The sequence below is a fragment of the Pseudomonas sp. FP1742 genome, from assembly GCF_030687145.1.
Lineage (GTDB): Bacteria > Pseudomonadota > Gammaproteobacteria > Pseudomonadales > Pseudomonadaceae > Aquipseudomonas > Aquipseudomonas frederiksbergensis_D.
The window spans coordinates 3,498,956-3,515,142 of record NZ_CP117460.1 but is presented as its reverse complement, the minus strand read 5'-3'; the positions used below and the strand labels follow the sequence as shown (position 1 = coordinate 3,515,142).

The 16,187-nt window shown below is 60.2% G+C and carries 13 protein-coding genes; 5 read left to right on the top strand and 8 right to left on the bottom strand.

The genetic code is table 11. The features are described from left to right. The first annotated feature begins 131 nt into the window (after nucleotides 1-131). The 5 genes from PSH64_RS15560 (at nucleotide 132) to PSH64_RS15540 (ending at nucleotide 6,250) form a co-directional block, all read left to right on the top strand. Nucleotides 132-1,259: an HlyD family secretion protein gene (locus PSH64_RS15560; RefSeq protein ID WP_018930073.1), complete on the top strand. Its 1,128-nt coding sequence runs from the start codon at nucleotides 132-134 to the stop codon at nucleotides 1,257-1,259. Next, nucleotides 1,259-2,743: a DHA2 family efflux MFS transporter permease subunit gene (locus tag PSH64_RS15555; protein WP_305477742.1), complete on the top strand. Its 1,485-nt coding sequence runs from the start codon at nucleotides 1,259-1,261 to the stop codon at nucleotides 2,741-2,743. Before PSH64_RS15560 ends, PSH64_RS15555 begins: the two co-directional genes overlap by 1 nt. 19 nt (nucleotides 2,744-2,762) lie before the next feature. Beyond that, on the top strand, nucleotides 2,763-4,253 hold the full coding sequence (locus PSH64_RS15550) for an efflux transporter outer membrane subunit (protein WP_305477741.1): 1,491 nt from the start codon (nucleotides 2,763-2,765) through the stop codon (nucleotides 4,251-4,253). A 31-nt stretch (nucleotides 4,254-4,284) separates the two neighbouring features. Next, entirely contained in the window at nucleotides 4,285-5,235 is a 951-nt protein-coding gene (locus PSH64_RS15545; protein ID WP_305477740.1) for an aldo/keto reductase, read from the top strand. 67 nt (nucleotides 5,236-5,302) lie between these two features. Next, on the top strand, nucleotides 5,303-6,250 hold the full coding sequence (locus tag PSH64_RS15540) for a LysR family transcriptional regulator (protein WP_305477739.1): 948 nt from the start codon (nucleotides 5,303-5,305) through the stop codon (nucleotides 6,248-6,250). A gap of 48 nt (nucleotides 6,251-6,298) precedes the next feature. Here the strand turns inward: PSH64_RS15540 and PSH64_RS15535 are convergent, their stop codons facing one another. The 8 genes from PSH64_RS15535 to PSH64_RS15500 form a co-directional block, all read right to left on the bottom strand. Beyond that, on the bottom strand, nucleotides 6,299-6,571 hold the full coding sequence (locus PSH64_RS15535; RefSeq protein ID WP_305412274.1) for a DUF2790 domain-containing protein: 273 nt from the start codon (nucleotides 6,569-6,571) through the stop codon (nucleotides 6,299-6,301). A gap of 270 nt (nucleotides 6,572-6,841) precedes the next feature. Continuing rightward, nucleotides 6,842-8,557, bottom strand: coding sequence for an amidase (locus tag PSH64_RS15530; RefSeq protein WP_305477738.1), 1,716 nt, complete (start codon nucleotides 8,555-8,557; stop codon nucleotides 6,842-6,844). 198 nt (nucleotides 8,558-8,755) lie between these two features. Then, nucleotides 8,756-8,974, bottom strand: coding sequence for a hypothetical protein (locus PSH64_RS15525; protein ID WP_105344454.1), 219 nt, complete (start codon nucleotides 8,972-8,974; stop codon nucleotides 8,756-8,758). A gap of 305 nt (nucleotides 8,975-9,279) precedes the next feature. After that, nucleotides 9,280-10,440, bottom strand: a complete 1,161-nt coding sequence (locus tag PSH64_RS15520) for an iron-containing alcohol dehydrogenase (RefSeq protein WP_305477737.1) — start codon at nucleotides 10,438-10,440, stop codon at nucleotides 9,280-9,282. A 3-nt stretch (nucleotides 10,441-10,443) separates the two neighbouring features. Beyond that, nucleotides 10,444-11,835: an aldehyde dehydrogenase family protein gene (locus PSH64_RS15515; protein ID WP_305477736.1), complete on the bottom strand. Its 1,392-nt coding sequence runs from the start codon at nucleotides 11,833-11,835 to the stop codon at nucleotides 10,444-10,446. Nucleotides 11,836-11,842: 7 nt separating this feature from the next. Further along, the gene (locus PSH64_RS15510; RefSeq protein WP_305477735.1) at nucleotides 11,843-13,216 is read right to left on the bottom strand and encodes a glutamine synthetase family protein; all 1,374 of its coding nucleotides are present in this window, start codon (nucleotides 13,214-13,216) and stop codon (nucleotides 11,843-11,845) included. Between the two features lie 261 nt (nucleotides 13,217-13,477). Next, nucleotides 13,478-13,840, bottom strand: a complete 363-nt coding sequence (locus PSH64_RS15505; protein WP_105344444.1) for a DUF6124 family protein — start codon at nucleotides 13,838-13,840, stop codon at nucleotides 13,478-13,480. A 363-nt stretch (nucleotides 13,841-14,203) separates the two neighbouring features. Next, a complete protein-coding gene (locus PSH64_RS15500) occupies nucleotides 14,204-15,880 on the bottom strand; it encodes an MFS transporter (protein WP_105344436.1) in 1,677 nt (558 codons plus the stop codon). Nucleotides 15,881-16,187: the final 307 nt, after the last annotated feature.

Genomic DNA, 16,187 nt, shown 5'->3' with positions numbered 1-16,187 from the left:
AAACCGGTGCGGTGGAGCGATCCTCCCTGACCGTGCACGGGTTTGCTTTCTCACAGCAATTTTTGCCATCAGGGCCGCAGGCGATTCTCGCAGGTGCTGGCCCGATTTCCCGGTTAAAGGTGTATTCGATCATGACTAAACAGTTCGACATCCCGGCTACGCAGACCTTCGAGCACGCAAGGCCTGACGCGCCCATCAAAAAACCGTTCAAGCAGAAATTTCGGCCCTTGTTGATTGTCGGTTTGCCGGTGCTCTTCGCAGCGCTGGGCTATGCCCGCTATCAAGCAGGCGAGGCGTTCATTTCGACCGATAACGCCTACGCCCGAGTGGCGAAGGCGTCGATCAACGCGCGTATTTCCGGACAAGTCGTCGAAATTGCGGTCGAGGACAATCAACCGGTTCACAAAGGCCAGATGCTGTTTCGGATCGACCCGAAACCGTTTCAGATCGCGGTTGACCGTGCGCAAGCACAGCTGAGCGTGGCGCGGCTGCGCATCGATGGGCTCAAGGCCGGTTACCGGCAGCAGCAGGCTGAACTGCAATCGGCCAAAGAGTCGGCCGATTTCGATCAGCGCGAGTTTGCCCGCAAGAAAGCGCTGGTCGCTACCGAGTTTGTCTCGCGGGCGATTTACGAGCGCGCCGACACCGACCTTAAAGTGGCCCGGCAACGCATCGCGTCGATCGAGCAACAGATCGCCAGCACGGTTGTCGCGTTGAACGGTAATCCGGACATCGAAGCCGATAACCACCCGACGGTTCGTGAGGCGAGGGCGCAGCTGGATGAGGCGCAGCTCTACCTCTCATATACGACGGTATATGCGCCGGACGATGGCATCGTGGCCAAGGTCGACGATCTGCAGGTAGGCAACTACGTCAGCAACGGTGCGCCGGCCTTTGCGCTGCTGTCCGATCGGCAGATTTGGGTCGAGGCCAACTTCCGCGAAACGCAGGTGACCCACATGCGTCCAGGCCAGGAAGCAACCATCAGCATCGATACCTATCCCGATCACGTTTTCAAAGCCCACGTGACCAGCATGAGCCCCGGTGCCGGATCGGACTTCGCCTTGCTGCCGCCTGAAAATGCCACTGGCAACTGGGTCAAGGTTGTCCAGCGGGTACCGGTGCGCCTTGAACTCGACGAGGCCGACCCTGCGTTTCCGCTTTTTTCGGGCACCAGCGCCACGGTCAAGGTCGATACCGGGTATCACACGCCATGGTGGCATCCGCTCAAGGCGCTGTTGACCGCAGGTAACTTCTGATGAACGCCAACCTTGCCAGACCTCAAGGTGCGGGAACATTGAGGTTCGCCGCGCTGCTCGCGACCTATATGCAGTCGGCGAACCTGCCTTTGCCGAATGCGGTACTCAGGTTTATCCAAGGCAGTCTGTCGATGACTGACGACCAGGCAGGCTGGGTATTCACCTCGTACCTCGCGGCGAGCGCCATCACCATGCCGGTTGCGCAGTGGCTGGCCGGGCGTTATGGCTTGAAGCGGGTTTATCAGGCCGCGTTAGCCTTCTTCGTTCTTGGCTTGCTGCTCGCCACGGTTGCGACGACTCCGCTGGAGTTCGTCGGTGCGCGAATTATTCAAGGCCTGGCGAGTGGCGTGCTGGCGCCGCTGTCGATGGCGATTTCAATGGAGACGTTGCCTCTGGAGAAGCGTGCGAAATTTGGCGCGACGTGGACGGCAATCGTGCTCTTGGGCATCGTCAGCGGCCCGAGCATCGGTGGTTGGGTCAGCGAGCATTTTGGCTGGCGCCCGATCTTCTACATCAGCCTTCCGTTGTCGGCATTCATCTTTTTGGTGATGGCGCTTTTGCTTGCCGAGAAGAAGGCCGAGCAACGTCCGTCGTTCGATTTCTTCGGCTTCGGCAGCTTCACGCTGGCGTTGATCAGCCTGCAAATGTTGCTCGACCGCGGCGAACGCCTGGACTGGTTTGCCTCGACCGAAATCTGGCTGGAGGCGGCGGGCTGCGCGTTGGGGCTGTACCTGTTCGCCGTGCATCTGTTGAGCAAGAAGGTGCATTTCCTCAACAAGCGTCTGTTCAAGGACCGCAACTTCGTACTGTCGACGATTATCTTTTTCGCCGTGGGTTTCGTGCTGTTGTCGACCATGGCACTGACGTCGCCGATGCTGGACGAGATCCTCGGCTATCCGCCTGATACGACAGGTTCGCTGACGATACCGCGTGGTGTGGGGCTGGTAGGGGCTTTCCTGCTGATGGGCCGTGTTCCCGAGCGTTTCGACCGTCGGTTGTTCGTGGCGATTGGCGTGGCCGTGGTGATTTACGCCAACTGGCTGATGCTCGGTTATTCGCCGTTGATGGACTGGTCGCCGGTGGCGATTGCCGGGGCGATCCAGGGGATTGGCATCGGCATCTTGATGCCGTCGCTCACCAAGATCGCGTTCAGCACGCTCGATCCCAAGTTACGCCCTGAAGGCACCGGTTTTTTCAATCTGTCGCGTGTTTACGGGAGCACCTTGGGCGTTGCGATCGTGCAGATTTTCTTCTTCAACAATACGCAAGCGATGCACCTGGCACTGGTCAGCCATCTGACGCCTTATCGCGCCGCTGCGCATGCCGTGCCGATGTCCCTGCAAGCACTGGCGGGGCTCAACGAAATGATCACCGGCCAGGCGGCTTTTATCGCGGTGATCGACCAATTCAAGCTGTTGATGGTGGCGATGCTGGTGGTCAGTCCACTGGTTGTCTTTCTTCGCAAGCCCGTTCCGACCAACTAGTTTTCGTGGAGTTTGCCCAATGAAATCCAATGCGCGCTTCATCAACAGACAGACGTTCCAAACCACGTTCGGTGCGGTGTCGGTTCTTGCGTTCCTGACGGCCTGCACCGTCGGCCCCGACTATCAAATGCAGCCGCCGAGCCTGTCGCAGCACTACGACCAACAGGCCGAGCAGCGTCTCGGCCTGGGCGGCAACCAGCCTGGCGGGCAACACATCAACCTTGGCCAAAAGGTCAGCGGTGACTGGTGGACGGCCTTCCATTCGCAAAAGCTCGACCAGGTTGTGCGTCGCGCCATCGAGGGCAATCTTGAACTCGTGGCGGCGGATGCAACGATCCGGCAAGCGGCGTCGTCCGTCGCGGCGGCGGAGGGTGCGCTTTATCCGCAGGTCGACTTTGGCGCTCAGGCGGGTCGTCAGCGGGTACACAACGCGAAAGAGCCTTCGATCTCCAATTTCTACGCGATCGGGCCGCGGGTCGGTTTTGACCTTGATGCGTTCGGCGGTAACAAGCGGCGGATCGAGCAGCAGCAAGCGTTTGCCGATCTTCAGATGCATCGATACGAAGCGGCGTACCTGACCCTGACGGGGAATGTCGCCAGTCAGGCGTTGTTGGTGGCTTCTGCCAACGCGCAAATGGCTGCCGTCGAAAAGTTGCTCGCCAATGACGCCAAGAACCTCGACCTGGTGCGCAGGGCACACGCCAGCGGCGTCACCACGCAGATCGACGTTTCGCTGGCCGAGACCCGGCTCGCCCAGGACCGCACACTGTTGCCGCCCCTCGCTCAGCAGCGTGATGCCGCGCGTCATGCGCTGTCGATTCTCACCGGCAAGGGCCCCGGTGACTGGACCGCGCCGGACTTTGATTTTGCCGAGTTCGTATTGCCGGCCAACGTGCCGGTGAGTGTGCCTTCGGAAATGGCCCACGGCCGACCGGACGTCCTGCAAGCGGAGGCAGAACTGCACATGGCCAGCGCCGCAGTCGGTGTCGCGACCGCGAACCTCTATCCCCACGTAACGCTGTCCGCGTCGCTGGTACAGGCCGCTTCCGGTAATGGCGGCGCCGCACTCTGGGGCTTCGCCGCAGGGCTGGCCGGGCCGATCTTCGATGGCGGAACGCTCAAGGCTGAACGTCAGGCTGCCGTCGACGGCTACAAGGCGACGCTCGCCGGCTATCAGCAGACGGTTATTCAGTCGTTCGGCCAGGTCGCGGACTCGTTGCAGGCGATCAACCATGACGCCGAGCAAAACCTGGCGCAGGAAGACGCGTTTCGCGCTGCCGAAACCAGTTTTCGGTTGAATCAGCAAGCCTACGCGCAGGGCGAGAACAGCATTCTCCAGGTGCTGGAAGCGGAACGTGCCTATGAGCAAGCGTTGTTGGGGCAAATCCGGGTGAAGACTGCGCAGTATCTCGACACGGTGCAGCTGTATGTCGCCCTCGGCGGTAATTCCGTCGGTGCGTTTGAGCAACGGATTGCCAGTCGCGAAGCACAGAACCCTTCGTATCAATAGCGGCTGCGGCCCCGAACATTGGAGTCAAGAGATGTCTTACGAACCTTTTTACGATGCACTTCGCGATACCCGGTTTGCGCTGAACAACGGCTCTGGTGAAATGCCGGCCGTTGGATTTGGCACGCTGTTCAGCGACCTCAGTGTCACCACACAAGCGGTCAAGGATGCCTTGGAAGCGGGCTTTCGCCATTTCGACTGTGCAGAGCGCTATCGCAATGAGGAGCGTGTCGGCGTTGCGTTACAAGAAGTGCTGGAGGCGGGCAAGATCCGCCGGGAGGACGTGTTCATCACCACCAAACTGTGGAACACCAACCATCGTCCCGAGCGAGTCAAACCTGCCTTCGAGGCCAGTTGCCGGCGCCTTCAAGTGGACTTTATCGACTGCTACCTGATCCATACGCCGTTTGCCTTTCAACCCGGTGAGAATCAGGACCCGAGAGACGAACAGGGTCGCGTCATCTACGACTCCGGCGTGACACTGATCGAAACCTGGAGAGCACTTGAACGCCTGGTGGATGAAGGCCGCTGCAAGTCGATCGGCTTGTCTGATATCACGCTGGAAACGTTAAAAGAGATTGTGGCAGTGGCCCGGATCAAACCTGCCGTGGTGCAGGTTGAATCCCACCCTTATCTGCCGGAATGGGAACTGCTCGAGTTCTGCAAACAGCATGGAATCGTCCTCCTGGCGTTCGCGCCACTGGGCCATGGCATGGAGCCGAAAGTGTTGGAGGATTCGGTGATTACAGGGATCGCCAAGCGCTTGCAGAAGACTCCGGCTCAAGTGGCATTGGCCTGGTCTGTACAACGGGGCGTTGCTTTTTTGACCACGTCCGCTACACCAAGTCATATCAAGGAAAACCTGGATATTTCCACCCTGCCGCATAGGGCGATGCTTGAGATCAAGGAAGATATTACGATCAGGATACGATTCAACTCGGTCGTGGAAACCGGTGTGCCTGGATTTATTCCACGGAAAAAGTGACACATGACGAGGAGGGCGGTCTTCTGTAAGGCCGCCCTCTGTTATCCACGCCCTTGAGGTGAAAACGATGGACGTTTTCCAGACCATGCGGTTTTTCATGGCTGTTGCCCAGAGCGGCAGTTTTACGGCGGCCGCCGAGCTATTGGACACCACGACAACCAACGTCTCCAAAGCGGTTTCCAGTCTAGAGGCCAGGCTTCAAACCCGTCTGATTAACCGCACTACCCGACGCCTGGCGCTTACCGAAGCCGGTGCGCGCTATTTGCAACGATGCGAGAGGATTCTTGACGAGGTACGTGAAGCCGATGAGGAAGCCGGGACCGCTCACACCCGACCCGTGGGCAGGCTGAAAATTCATGCCATGTCAGCCATCGGCAATCATTACGTGATCGATGCCATTGCCAAATACAGAGAGACCCATCCCTCGGTCATGTTTGATTTGACACTGACCAATCGGCTACCCGACTTGCTCGAGGAAGGGTATGACATGTCGATTGTTTTAGCGCGGGATCTGCCCGATTCAGGGTTTGTCGCTCAGCGGCTCGGCATCACTTACAGCATTCTCTGCGCCTCGCCTGCCTATCTGAAGAAACGCGGAATCCCGGACTCTCCGGGTTCTCTTTGTTCACATGATTGTCTGAGGATTGTTAATACCGTAATGCCGGTTGAAAACTGGACATTTGAGGGGCCTGAAGGCGCGGAATCAATCAATGTCCCCTTGTCTCCCTTTCACATCAATACCGCTGATGGAATGACCGTCGCTATAACAAACGGGATGGGCATCGGTATTCAGCCGATTGCTTCTGCGGTCAATGGCCTGAGGGCCGGTACGTTAGTGCGCGTGTTGCCGGAGTATCGGCTTGAAGAGTTGAATCTATTTGCAATCTACCCATCACGAAAATTCGTGGATGCGAAGACAAAGACTTGGGTGGAGTTTCTTAAACATCACATCCCGGGCATGTTGGCCTCCGATGAAAAAATCGTAGGCTCAGGAAAAACATCAGTTTTTGAGTGAGTTGCGCCGCAGGCGTGGAGTGTCGACCCTCCATCGTCCGCACGGTACTCAACCGTTTGAACATCCAGTGCCCATCACTTGATATTGCATGATATGCCGTTGATCGTGGGAGTCTTCATAGGTCATTTGTACCGGGACCGGTTTGCACTCGTCCGGAATCTCTGTGAGGCTAATGACTTTCTTAATGTCGAGCTTCGTTTCGTACGTGTAGATCTCAACAGGTGTCTTGCTGGTCGCGTTAGTTGAATGGCCATCGTCTGCAAAGGCGTGTACGCCTATACCGGCAAGTGCCAGAAGAACCGCAATTTTTAAAGTTTTCATTATCTTCACCGTATCGTCCAAGGTTTACTCGGGGGCCGGGATGATCGTAAAGCTCATCTCGGATTTTCGAGTGACTACCTCATGAGCTAATGGATACTGACGCTATTGGCTCACTGGGTAGAGACGATGTTAGGTGTTTGAACTTCTTTCAAATAGCGGCCGACTGGACAAACACTGTTGCCGGATTTCGCATGAATAGCCCAAAGATCGCAGGCTCCTACAGGGCATGGGTACGGGAGTACTCAACCTCTGCAGGAGCCTGCGATCTTTCTATTTTTGGCTACCCGACAAGGGCGGGGTGCGCGGTGGGATCAAGCGTTTCGTCCCCGTCGACTCGAACGCCGAAGCCAGGCGAAGCAGTGTCGAATCGTCGTAGGCGCGGCCGGCAAATGTCAGCCCGACGGGCATGCCGATGTCCGGCATGACGCCCATCGGCACCGTGACCGTGGGAACGCCCAGGTGGCGGATGGCGAGATTGCCGTTGGCGACCCAGACCCCGTTACTCCACGCGATATCCGCAGACGCCGGATCGACGTCGGCATTCGCCGGCCCGACGTCGGCTACCGTCGGGAAAATCACCGCGTCGAGCCCCAGCCGATCCATCCATTCTTCCAGATCGATTCGCCGGGTCAGTTCCAGGCCACGCAGTCCATCCGGCAGCGTGTCGATCTGGTTCCACGGCGTAATGCCGCGTTCGGCCATCCGCACATACTCGTCCATGCCGGCGGCAAGATCGCCCTCGCGGTTGGGCAGCGTCCCCGGGTCGTGGGGGAAAATCAGCGGCCCGTTCACGTCGACCAGGCGATGCAGTTTTGGATCACCGTTGGCCTGAAGAAAATCATCGAACGCCCAGGCCGTCAGATCCCACAACTCATGGTGCAGGAACTCTTTGGATACCAGGCCCCGGTTAAACACCGTCGGTGCCCCAGGACGATCGCCCTCGCAATTGGAAACCAGCGGGAAATCGACCTCGAGCACTTCAGCACCGGCCGCTTCGAGTGCCTTGCGCGCCTGCTCCCAGAGCCCGATCACGGAGGCGCGGGTGTTGATGCGCTGGCCCGTCGGCCCACCGATGCCGGGTGCATCGCTGGTGCCCGCGTCGGGATCGGCGTTGATGTACATGCGAGGCACGCCAAAGCGCTTTCCGGCGAGCGCATGGGCATTCGCGGCAAGCGATGCATAGGAAGCGGGGCGCACCGAAGCGACGCTCGGAATCGGCACCCAGGGTTGCATCCGCCACAGATCGCCCCGGGTATCGGGATCATCGGCCACCACCACATCGAGCACTTCGAGCAGGTCCGCCATGGTCCGGGCAAACGGCACGACCACGTCCATGGTCGGCGTCAACGGCCAGTTGCCGCGCACCGAGATCACCCCACGCGAAGGCGTATAGGCGCACAAACCGTTGTTCGAGGCAGGGCCACGTCCGCTCGACCAGGTTTCCTCCGCCAGACCGAAGGCCGCGAAACTGGCGGCGGTCGCGGTGCCTGCGCCGTTCGATGAACCCGAGGCAAAAGGGGCGGTGAGGTAGTCGGCGTTATACGGACTCTCGGCCCGGCCGTAGACTCCGCGCTGCATACCGCCGTTGGCCATCGGTGGCATATTGGTCTTGCCCAGGCAGATCGCCCCGGCACCGCGAAGCCGTTCGATGGTGAACGCATCGCGATAAGCAATCAGGTCGGCGAAGGCGGGACTTCCAGAGGCGGCGGTCAGCCCCTTCACCAGATAACTGTCCTTGGCCGTGTAGGGGATACCGTCGAGCGGGCCCAGCGTCTCGCCCTTGGCCCGACGGGCATCGGACGCCTGCGCTTCCTTGAGCGCATCGGGGTTGCGCACCACCACCGCGTTGAGGGCGGTGGGCGTGTCGGCGCCATCGTAGGCGTCGATCCGGGCCAGATAGGCCTGCACAAGCTCAACCGCCGTGGTCTGGCCGGATTCGAGCGCAGTACGCAACTCGGCAATGGAAACCTCGGTGACCTCGATCATGCGGTTACCGCCTGCCGCAGACGGGGAGCGTGGTGAAGGTTGTGGTTACGCCGGGTTTTCGGCTCAGGGACATCACATATTTCACAATGGGTTTTCATTTCGGTTCTCATTGCACTGCATTTGCGCGACAGTATCGGAGAACTCGTTGCTCTCTGTCATTCACCTGTGCCCTGAACCTGATGAGGGGCGTGTTTTTTTCTAATTGCCATCCGCCACCTTGCGTTCGATCTCGGCTATTTTCCGGCTGCGCTCGTCAGCATCCTGCTCCTGGGTTCGAGTCGCAGAGGGATCTTCACCGTTGAGGTCTACGTCGCTGTCCTCAAGCTCTGTGTCGATGAGTTCATCAGACGGATCGGTGGGCGGGGTGTCTGAGGTGGTTTCTGATTCGATGTCGTCAACACGGTCATCATTGTTCATTTCGCTTACCTCCGTTGGCCTACACATTGGATTCAGCGATAGGGTCTGAGTTCGAGATTTTTTCGGCATGCCAGCCCAATGGATACCGGAAGCTTGATGGCGCTGATATCAAAATCACATAAGTGTGGTGTGTACCCAAAAAGGTAGAGTGCCGAGCTCTGATGCCAGTCAGCTCAGCGCAATCCCCGTGGGAGCGGGCTTGCTCGCGAAAGCGGTATGTCAGGCAACATCAATGTTGACTGTGACGCCGTCTTCGCGGGCAAGCCCGCTCCCACAGGTTCCGCGGTTTGACTGACTGCTGAGCTCTAAAGACGGCCGTGATAAGCCGCTTCGAAAATTTCTGCCGCGCCATTTCGCGTCAATGGCAGCGGATTACCACCGGCACAGGGATCGACAATCGCCATATCCGCGATCAGGTCGGCCTGCTGATCATCCACCCCCAGCTCGACCAGCGTATGCGGCACGCCGATGTCCTTGCGCAGCTTGAGGACGAAGGCCATAAAGCTGTCGAAGCCCGGGGAGGGCAGGCGCAGATACGCCGCCAGACGGGTAATGCGTTCCTCGATGGCCGGGCGATTGAACTTCAACACATAGGGCATGAACGTGGCATTGGTCATGCCATGGTGGGTGTCGTACAGGGCGCCCACCGGATGCGAGAGGGCGTGCATTCCTCCCAGGCCTTTCTGGAACGCGGTGGCGCCCATCGCCGCCGCCGCGAGCATTTGTGCGCGCGCGTCGAGGTCGGAAGGGGTGTGTACCGCCCGCACCAGAGTATTGGCCACCAGGCGCATGCCTTCCACCGCGATGCCTTCGGCCATGGGATGAAAACCGGGGGCACAGTAGGATTCCAGGCAATGGGAAAACGCGTCCATGCCAGTGCCGGCGGTAACCTTGGCCGGCATGCCGACGGTGAGGGCGGGGTCGCTGATGACCACCCGCGGCATCATCTTCGGATGGAAGATGATGCGTTTGGTGTGCGTGCGCTCGTCGATGATCACCGCCGCACGGCCGACCTCGGAACCGGTGCCCGCCGTAGTCGGCACCGCGATGATCGGGGCGATGCTGCTTTCGTCGGCGCGTGTCCAGTAGTCGCCGATGTCTTCGAAATCCCACACCGGTCGGGTCTGACCGCTCATGAAGGCGATGAGCTTGCCCATGTCCAGGCCGCTGCCACCGCCGAACGCCACCACGCCGTCATGCTTGCCCGCACGCCAGGCGTCGAGCCCACCCGCGAGGTTGGCTTCGACGGGGTTGGGCTTGAGGTCACAGAACAGCGCGACACCGAGGCCGGCGGCGCGCAAGGACTCCAGCGCCGCCGTGGTGATCGGCGCACGCGCCAGGCCACTGTCGGTGACCAGCAACGGTCGCTGGATCCCTTGGCTGCGGCAGACTTCCGCCAGTTCGGCGATGCGGCCGACACCGAAGCGGATGCTCGTGGGGTAGTTCCAGTTCGCGGTCAGGCTCATGGCTCAGATCTCGTGGCGCAAGTGGAAGGATTTGGCTCGGGTCAGGTGTTCATAGCCCAGGCGCGACAGCGTTACGCCGCGCCCGCTGTTCTTCACCCCGGTCCAGGCCAGGGCCGGGTCCAGGTAATCGCAGCGGTTCATGAACACGGTGCCGGTAGCGATCTCGTTGCCGATGCGTTCGGCGGCGGCCAGGTCTTGCGTCCAGATCGAGGCGCTGAGCCCGAACTCGCTGTCGTTCATCAAGGCGATGGCTTCGTCGTCGCTGGCCACTGGCATGATGCCGACCACCGGGCCGAAGCTTTCTTCGCGCATCACCGACATGTGATGGGTGACGTCCACCAACACCTGCGGCGCGAGGTAGGCGCTGCCCGGCGGGCCGGCGGCGAAGTCCTTTGGATCGATCAGCGCCTTGGCCCCTTGTGCCAGTGCATCGGCGATCTGCTTGCGAACGAACTCAGCGGCGCCCGGTGTGACCATTGGCCCGAGGGTGGTGGCTTCGTCCAGCGGGTTGCCCAGCACGTATTGACGGGTCAGGGCAGCGAAGCGCTCGACAAAGGCCGGGTAGATTTTTTCATCGACATAAATCCGTTCGACGGCACAGCAGCTCTGCCCGGAGTTGAAGAAGCTGCCGTCCACCAGGTTTTCCACCGCATGCTCAAGGTTGGCATCTGCCCGGACGTAGGCCGGGTCTTTGCCGCCAAGCTCGAGCCCCACGCTGAGGAAACCTCCGACGGCCGCGTGCTCCATGGCCTCGCCGCCGCTGACAGAACCGGTGAAGTTCACCTGCTGCACCCGTCCGGAGGTGATGATCGCCGCGGCATAGACATGACTGAGCAGCAGGTTATGGAACAGCCCTTCGGGCAGCTGGGCGCGGCGAAAGGCTTCGGCGAAACGCTCCCCGACCAGCAGCGTTTGCGTAGCGTGTTTGAGGATCACGCTGTTGCCCGCCATCAGCGCCGGGATGATCGTATTCACCGCCGTCAGATACGGATAATTCCACGGCGCGACGACCAGCACCGTACCCAGCGGCTCGCGTTTGATATAGCGCCGAAAACCCGCGACAGGCGTGGGCTCTACCGCTGCCAACGCTTCAGGCGCAATGGCGATCATGTGCCGGGCCCGTTCTTCGAAGCCGCGCAGCTCGCCAGCGCCGAAGCGTACCGGGCGCCCCATCTGCCAGGCCAGCTCCGGCACGATCTCGTCCTTCATCGCCAGCATCGCGTCCACGGCAGCGCTGCAAAACGCGGCGCGTTCGCTCAGTGGCCGGCGTTTCCATTGCGCCTGGGCGGTTTCGGCCGCCGTCAGCGCCTGCTCGATCTGCACCGCATCGGCACGGCGGCGTTCGGCATAGACCCGGCCATCGACCGGGGAGATGAGTTGAACGGTCTCAGTCATGGTGTGCTCAATAGCGCTCGAAGCCGCGCTGCAGTTCCCAGTCGGTTATCCGCCGGTCGTACTCTTTCTGTTCCCAGTCGGCGGTGTGCACGTAGTGGTCGATCACTTCATCGCCGAACGCCTCGCGCAACATGCTTGAAGCCCTGAGCGCGGCGCAGGCCTCGCGCAGGGTTTTCGACACTTCAGGCAAATGCTCATTGACATAGGCATCGCCCTCGAACGGCGCCGCGAGTTCGAGCTTTTCGTCGATACCGGCCAGGCCTGCGGCGATCAACGCGGCGAAGGCCAGATAGGGGTTAAGGTCGGCCCCGCCGATGCGGCATTCGATGCGGATGGCTTTGCTGCCTTCGGCGCACAAACGAAAGCCTGCGGTGCGATTGTCCCGGCTCCAGACCGCCCGCGTCGGCGCGAAGGTGCCGGCCTGAAAGCGCTTGTACGAGTTGATGTAGGGCGCCAGAAAACAGGTGACGTCATTGGCGTATTTGAGCTGCCCGGCGACCCACGAGCGCATCAACTTCGACATGCCGAACTCGGCCTTGGAGTCGAAGAACAGTGACTTTTTGCCGTTCTTGTCCCATAGCGAGTTGTGAATATGGCTGCTGGAGCCGGCGGCGTCATAGCGCCATTTGGCCATGAAGGTGATCGCCTTGCCTTGCAGTTGCGCGATCTCTTTGCAGGCGTGCTTGATGATGACGTGGTGGTCGGCCATGGTCATGGCATCGGCATAACGAATGTTGATTTCTTCCTGGCCTGGCCCCCATTCGCCCTTGGAGTTTTCCACGGGAATGCCGCAGGCCTGCAGGTGCTTGCGAATCGCCCGCAGCACCGGTTCCTCGCGGGTGGTCTGCAGGATGTTGTAATCCTCGATGTAATGGCCGGCGGTCTTCGGCTGGTGGTAGTTGCGCTCGTGGATCGCCTGGTAACTCTCGTCGAACAGATAGAACTCCAGCTCAGAGGCGAACATGCCGGTATAGCCGCGCTCGCGCAGGCGTTCGACCTGTTTTTTCAGGATCGCTCGCGGGCTGTGGGGCAGGTCTTTTCTATGGTGATGATCGAGCACATCGCAGAGCACCAGCGCCGTGCATTCCAGCCACGGCACGCGCCGTAATGTAGACATGTCGGGTTTGAGCACAAAATCGCCATAGCCTTTGCTCCAACTGGCAGCGGCGTATCCCGGCACCGGTTCCATGTCGATGTCGTCGGCCAGCAGGTAATTGCAGCAGTGGGTTTCTTCGTGGCCGCTGTCGATGAAAAATTCGACCTGGAAGCGCTTGCCGACCAGTCGCCCCTGCATATCGACCATGCACACCAGCACGGTATCGATCTCGCCGGCGGCAGCGGCGCGTTTGAGTGCTTCGAAGCTGAGGAGGGGCTCGGTCATCGCGTCAGTCCTGCGTGAATGATCTGGACCTGTCTGAAATAGCTGTTGCAGACGCTCTCCAGAAAAAATCCAAACCTGCAGACGCGAGCATCGTGAGCAATAAGCTGCTGAAAGCTTAGCCTACTGTTGCTGTGCGCAAGTTTCGGTGAGCGCTGCTTTACCTGTGGGAGCGGGCTTGCTCGCGAAAGCGGTATGTCCGGCGACATCAATGTTGACTGTGCCACCGTCTTCGCGAGCAAGCCCGCTCCCACAGGGCGCTAGTTATTCCTTCGGTTCCACGTGATCCAGTGCCTGGTTCACCGCCAGTTCACCGAGCATGACCACTTGTGCAATGCCCAGCAGGGTCTTGCGGTGTGAGGTTTCCAGCAACGCTGCGAAGTTGTTGAGCATGGTGGTGGCCGAGCCGAGTGTTTCGCTGGCGTTGGCCAGCAGGGCTTCGGTGTTGTACTTCGGGTTGGCGAGGTACATGGGCTCGGGTTCGTTGGCCGTGGCCATGATTTGGGCGGCGGGGTTGAGGTAGTGGTCGAGGGCGCGCTCGGCGGCTTCGTGGAGTTTTTTTGAATCGAGGGATTCGTAGGGGGATGTCGGGTCTGTGGCAGGCGGATTGGGTGTAGGTTTGAACATGGATGAAACTCCTGATGCGAGTTTATTTAAATGGGAGCCATCACATTCGCTACCAAACGAATTAGGGTGATGGCCATACGCGGGTTGGTAGACCGGTCGCATCAGGAACCCGGCGCCCTCGAAAGGGCCCCGCGCATGGCCACCATAATAGGTGATGCCGTGCGCCGTGATACGAACGGGCTACCAAACCCGATCACTGTTTTTCAGTGACCGGGAAACGATAAAACCCGAGCCCAAAGCGCACAAGCCGGCGGATTCTGGCGCAGTCGTAGGCAACGACGCAAGGCGTTGTAGCCTTGATGAAGTAACACCGGGTGTCTTTAAACACCCGGCTTAAACACCGTTGGTGCATGCCCTGAACGCTTATGTGTGATGAATCTCCCGATCCTTGGTTTCCGGCAGGAAGAAGGTGCCAAGGATGGCCGTCATCACCGCGATCACGATCGGGTACCACAGCCCGTAGTAGATATCACCCGTGGCCGCGACCATGGCGAACGCCACCGTGGGCAGGAAGCCGCCGAACCAGCCATTGCCGATGTGGTAGGGCAGCGACATCGAGGTGTAGCGGATGCGCGCCGGGAAGAGTTCCACCAGCCAGGCGGCGATCGGGCCGTAGACCATGGTCACGTAGATCACCAGGATGGTCAGGAGCAGCAGCACCATCGGGTAGTTGGTCTTCGCCGGGTCGGCCTTCTCGGGGTAGCCGGCGTCCTTGAGGGCGGTGCCGAGGGTGGCGACGAAGGCGTCGTTGCGGGTCTTGAAGTCGGCGGCCGGCATGCCGGTGCCCTCGAAACTCGGGATGACCTTGTCACCGATGCGCACCTGCGCGACGGCGCCAGGCGCGGCTTTCTCGTTTTTGTAGGGGATGGCCTTCTTCGCCAGCACAGTCTTGGCGAGGTCGCAGGAACTGGTGAATTTGGCCTTGCCCACCGGGTCGAACTGGAACGAGCACTGGCCGGGATCGGCGACCACCGTGACCGGATTCTTCGCCTGCGCGGCGAACACGTCGGGGTTACCGAACTCGGTCAATGCATGGAAGATCGGGAAGTAGGTCACGGCGGCGAGGATGCACCCGGCCATGATGATGCCCTTGCGGCCGATGCGGTCGGACAGGCTGCCGAACAGGATGAAGAACGGCGTGCCGATCAGCAGCGAACCGGCAATCAAATAGTTGGCGGTCTGCGGGTCGATCTTCAGCGTCTGCAGCAGGAAGAACAGCGCATAGAACTGCCCGGTGTACCAGACGACGGCCTGACCAGCCGTGCCGCCTAGCAAAGCCATGATCACAATCTTGAGGTTGTCCCAGCGGGCGAAGGATTCGGTCAGCGGTGCCTTGGAAGACTTGCCTTCTTCTTTCATCTTCTTGAATACCGGCGACTCGGCGAGTTGCAAGCGAATGTAGACCGAGACGATCAGCAGCAGGATCGACACCAGGAAGGGAATCCGCCAGCCCCAGGCCTCGAAGGCTTCGGTGCCGAGCAGGGTGCGGCAGGCGAGGATCACCAGCAACGACAGAAACAGGCCGAGGGTCGCGGTGGTCTGGATCCACGAAGTGAAGTAGCCGCGCTTGCCTTTGGGCGCATGCTCGGCCACGTAAGTCGCCGCGCCGCCGTACTCACCCCCCAGGGCCAGGCCTTGCAGCAGACGCAGGGTGATCAGGATGACCGGTGCCGCCACCCCGATGGTTGCGTAGCCGGGCAGAAAACCCACGATGGCGGTGGAGACACCCATGATCACAATGGTGATGAGGAACGTGTGCTTGCGCCCGATCATGTCGCCCAGTCGGCCGAACACGATGGCGCCGAAGGGCCGCACGGCGAAACCCGCGGCGAACGCGAGCAGCGCAAAGATGAAGGAGGTTGTTTCATTGACGCCCGCGAAGAAGTGCTTGGCGATGATCGCCGCGAGGGAGCCGTAAAGATAAAAGTCGTACCACTCGAAAACGGTGCCCAGGGACGAAGCGAAAATGACCTTGCGCTCCTCCCTGGTGATCCCGCGGTTGGGCGTGCTGCCCGTGGCTGTAGTGTCAATCGTGGCCATGAGTCTTCTCCGTCTTGCTCTTGTTGAAGGCCGGAGTACCTCATCAACGTTGCCGCACCCAGGCCCTAGGGCTGATGTCGTCGGATTACCAATTGCGCGAATAATGGAAACAGGGCTGACGGCCTCGCATTGCTGCATGGTTTCTTGAAGCATAATCGGCTTCGCGCAGATATCCACTCGCCAGCCTGCCCGGCGGGGGCCGCTTGCGGAACGAAACCTGTGGGAGCGGGCTTGCTCGCGAATGCGTCGGGTCAGCCAACATCAATGTTGAATGACACACCGCCTTCGCGAGCAAGCCCGCTCCCAC

Coding starts and splice junctions, on each gene's coding strand:
- PSH64_RS15560 (WP_018930073.1), top strand. CDS start 132: ATGACTAAACAGTTCGACATCCCGGCTACGCAGACCTTCGAGCACGCA.
- PSH64_RS15555 (WP_305477742.1), top strand. CDS start 1,259: ATGAACGCCAACCTTGCCAGACCTCAAGGTGCGGGAACATTGAGGTTC.
- PSH64_RS15550 (WP_305477741.1), top strand. CDS start 2,763: ATGAAATCCAATGCGCGCTTCATCAACAGACAGACGTTCCAAACCACG.
- PSH64_RS15545 (WP_305477740.1), top strand. CDS start 4,285: ATGTCTTACGAACCTTTTTACGATGCACTTCGCGATACCCGGTTTGCG.
- PSH64_RS15540 (WP_305477739.1), top strand. CDS start 5,303: ATGGACGTTTTCCAGACCATGCGGTTTTTCATGGCTGTTGCCCAGAGC.
- PSH64_RS15535 (WP_305412274.1), bottom strand. CDS start 6,571: ATGAAAACTTTAAAAATTGCGGTTCTTCTGGCACTTGCCGGTATAGGC.
- PSH64_RS15530 (WP_305477738.1), bottom strand. CDS start 8,557: ATGATCGAGGTCACCGAGGTTTCCATTGCCGAGTTGCGTACTGCGCTC.
- PSH64_RS15525 (WP_105344454.1), bottom strand. CDS start 8,974: ATGAACAATGATGACCGTGTTGACGACATCGAATCAGAAACCACCTCA.
- PSH64_RS15520 (WP_305477737.1), bottom strand. CDS start 10,440: ATGAGCCTGACCGCGAACTGGAACTACCCCACGAGCATCCGCTTCGGT.
- PSH64_RS15515 (WP_305477736.1), bottom strand. CDS start 11,835: ATGACTGAGACCGTTCAACTCATCTCCCCGGTCGATGGCCGGGTCTAT.
- PSH64_RS15510 (WP_305477735.1), bottom strand. CDS start 13,216: ATGACCGAGCCCCTCCTCAGCTTCGAAGCACTCAAACGCGCCGCTGCC.
- PSH64_RS15505 (WP_105344444.1), bottom strand. CDS start 13,840: ATGTTCAAACCTACACCCAATCCGCCTGCCACAGACCCGACATCCCCC.
- PSH64_RS15500 (WP_105344436.1), bottom strand. CDS start 15,880: ATGGCCACGATTGACACTACAGCCACGGGCAGCACGCCCAACCGCGGG.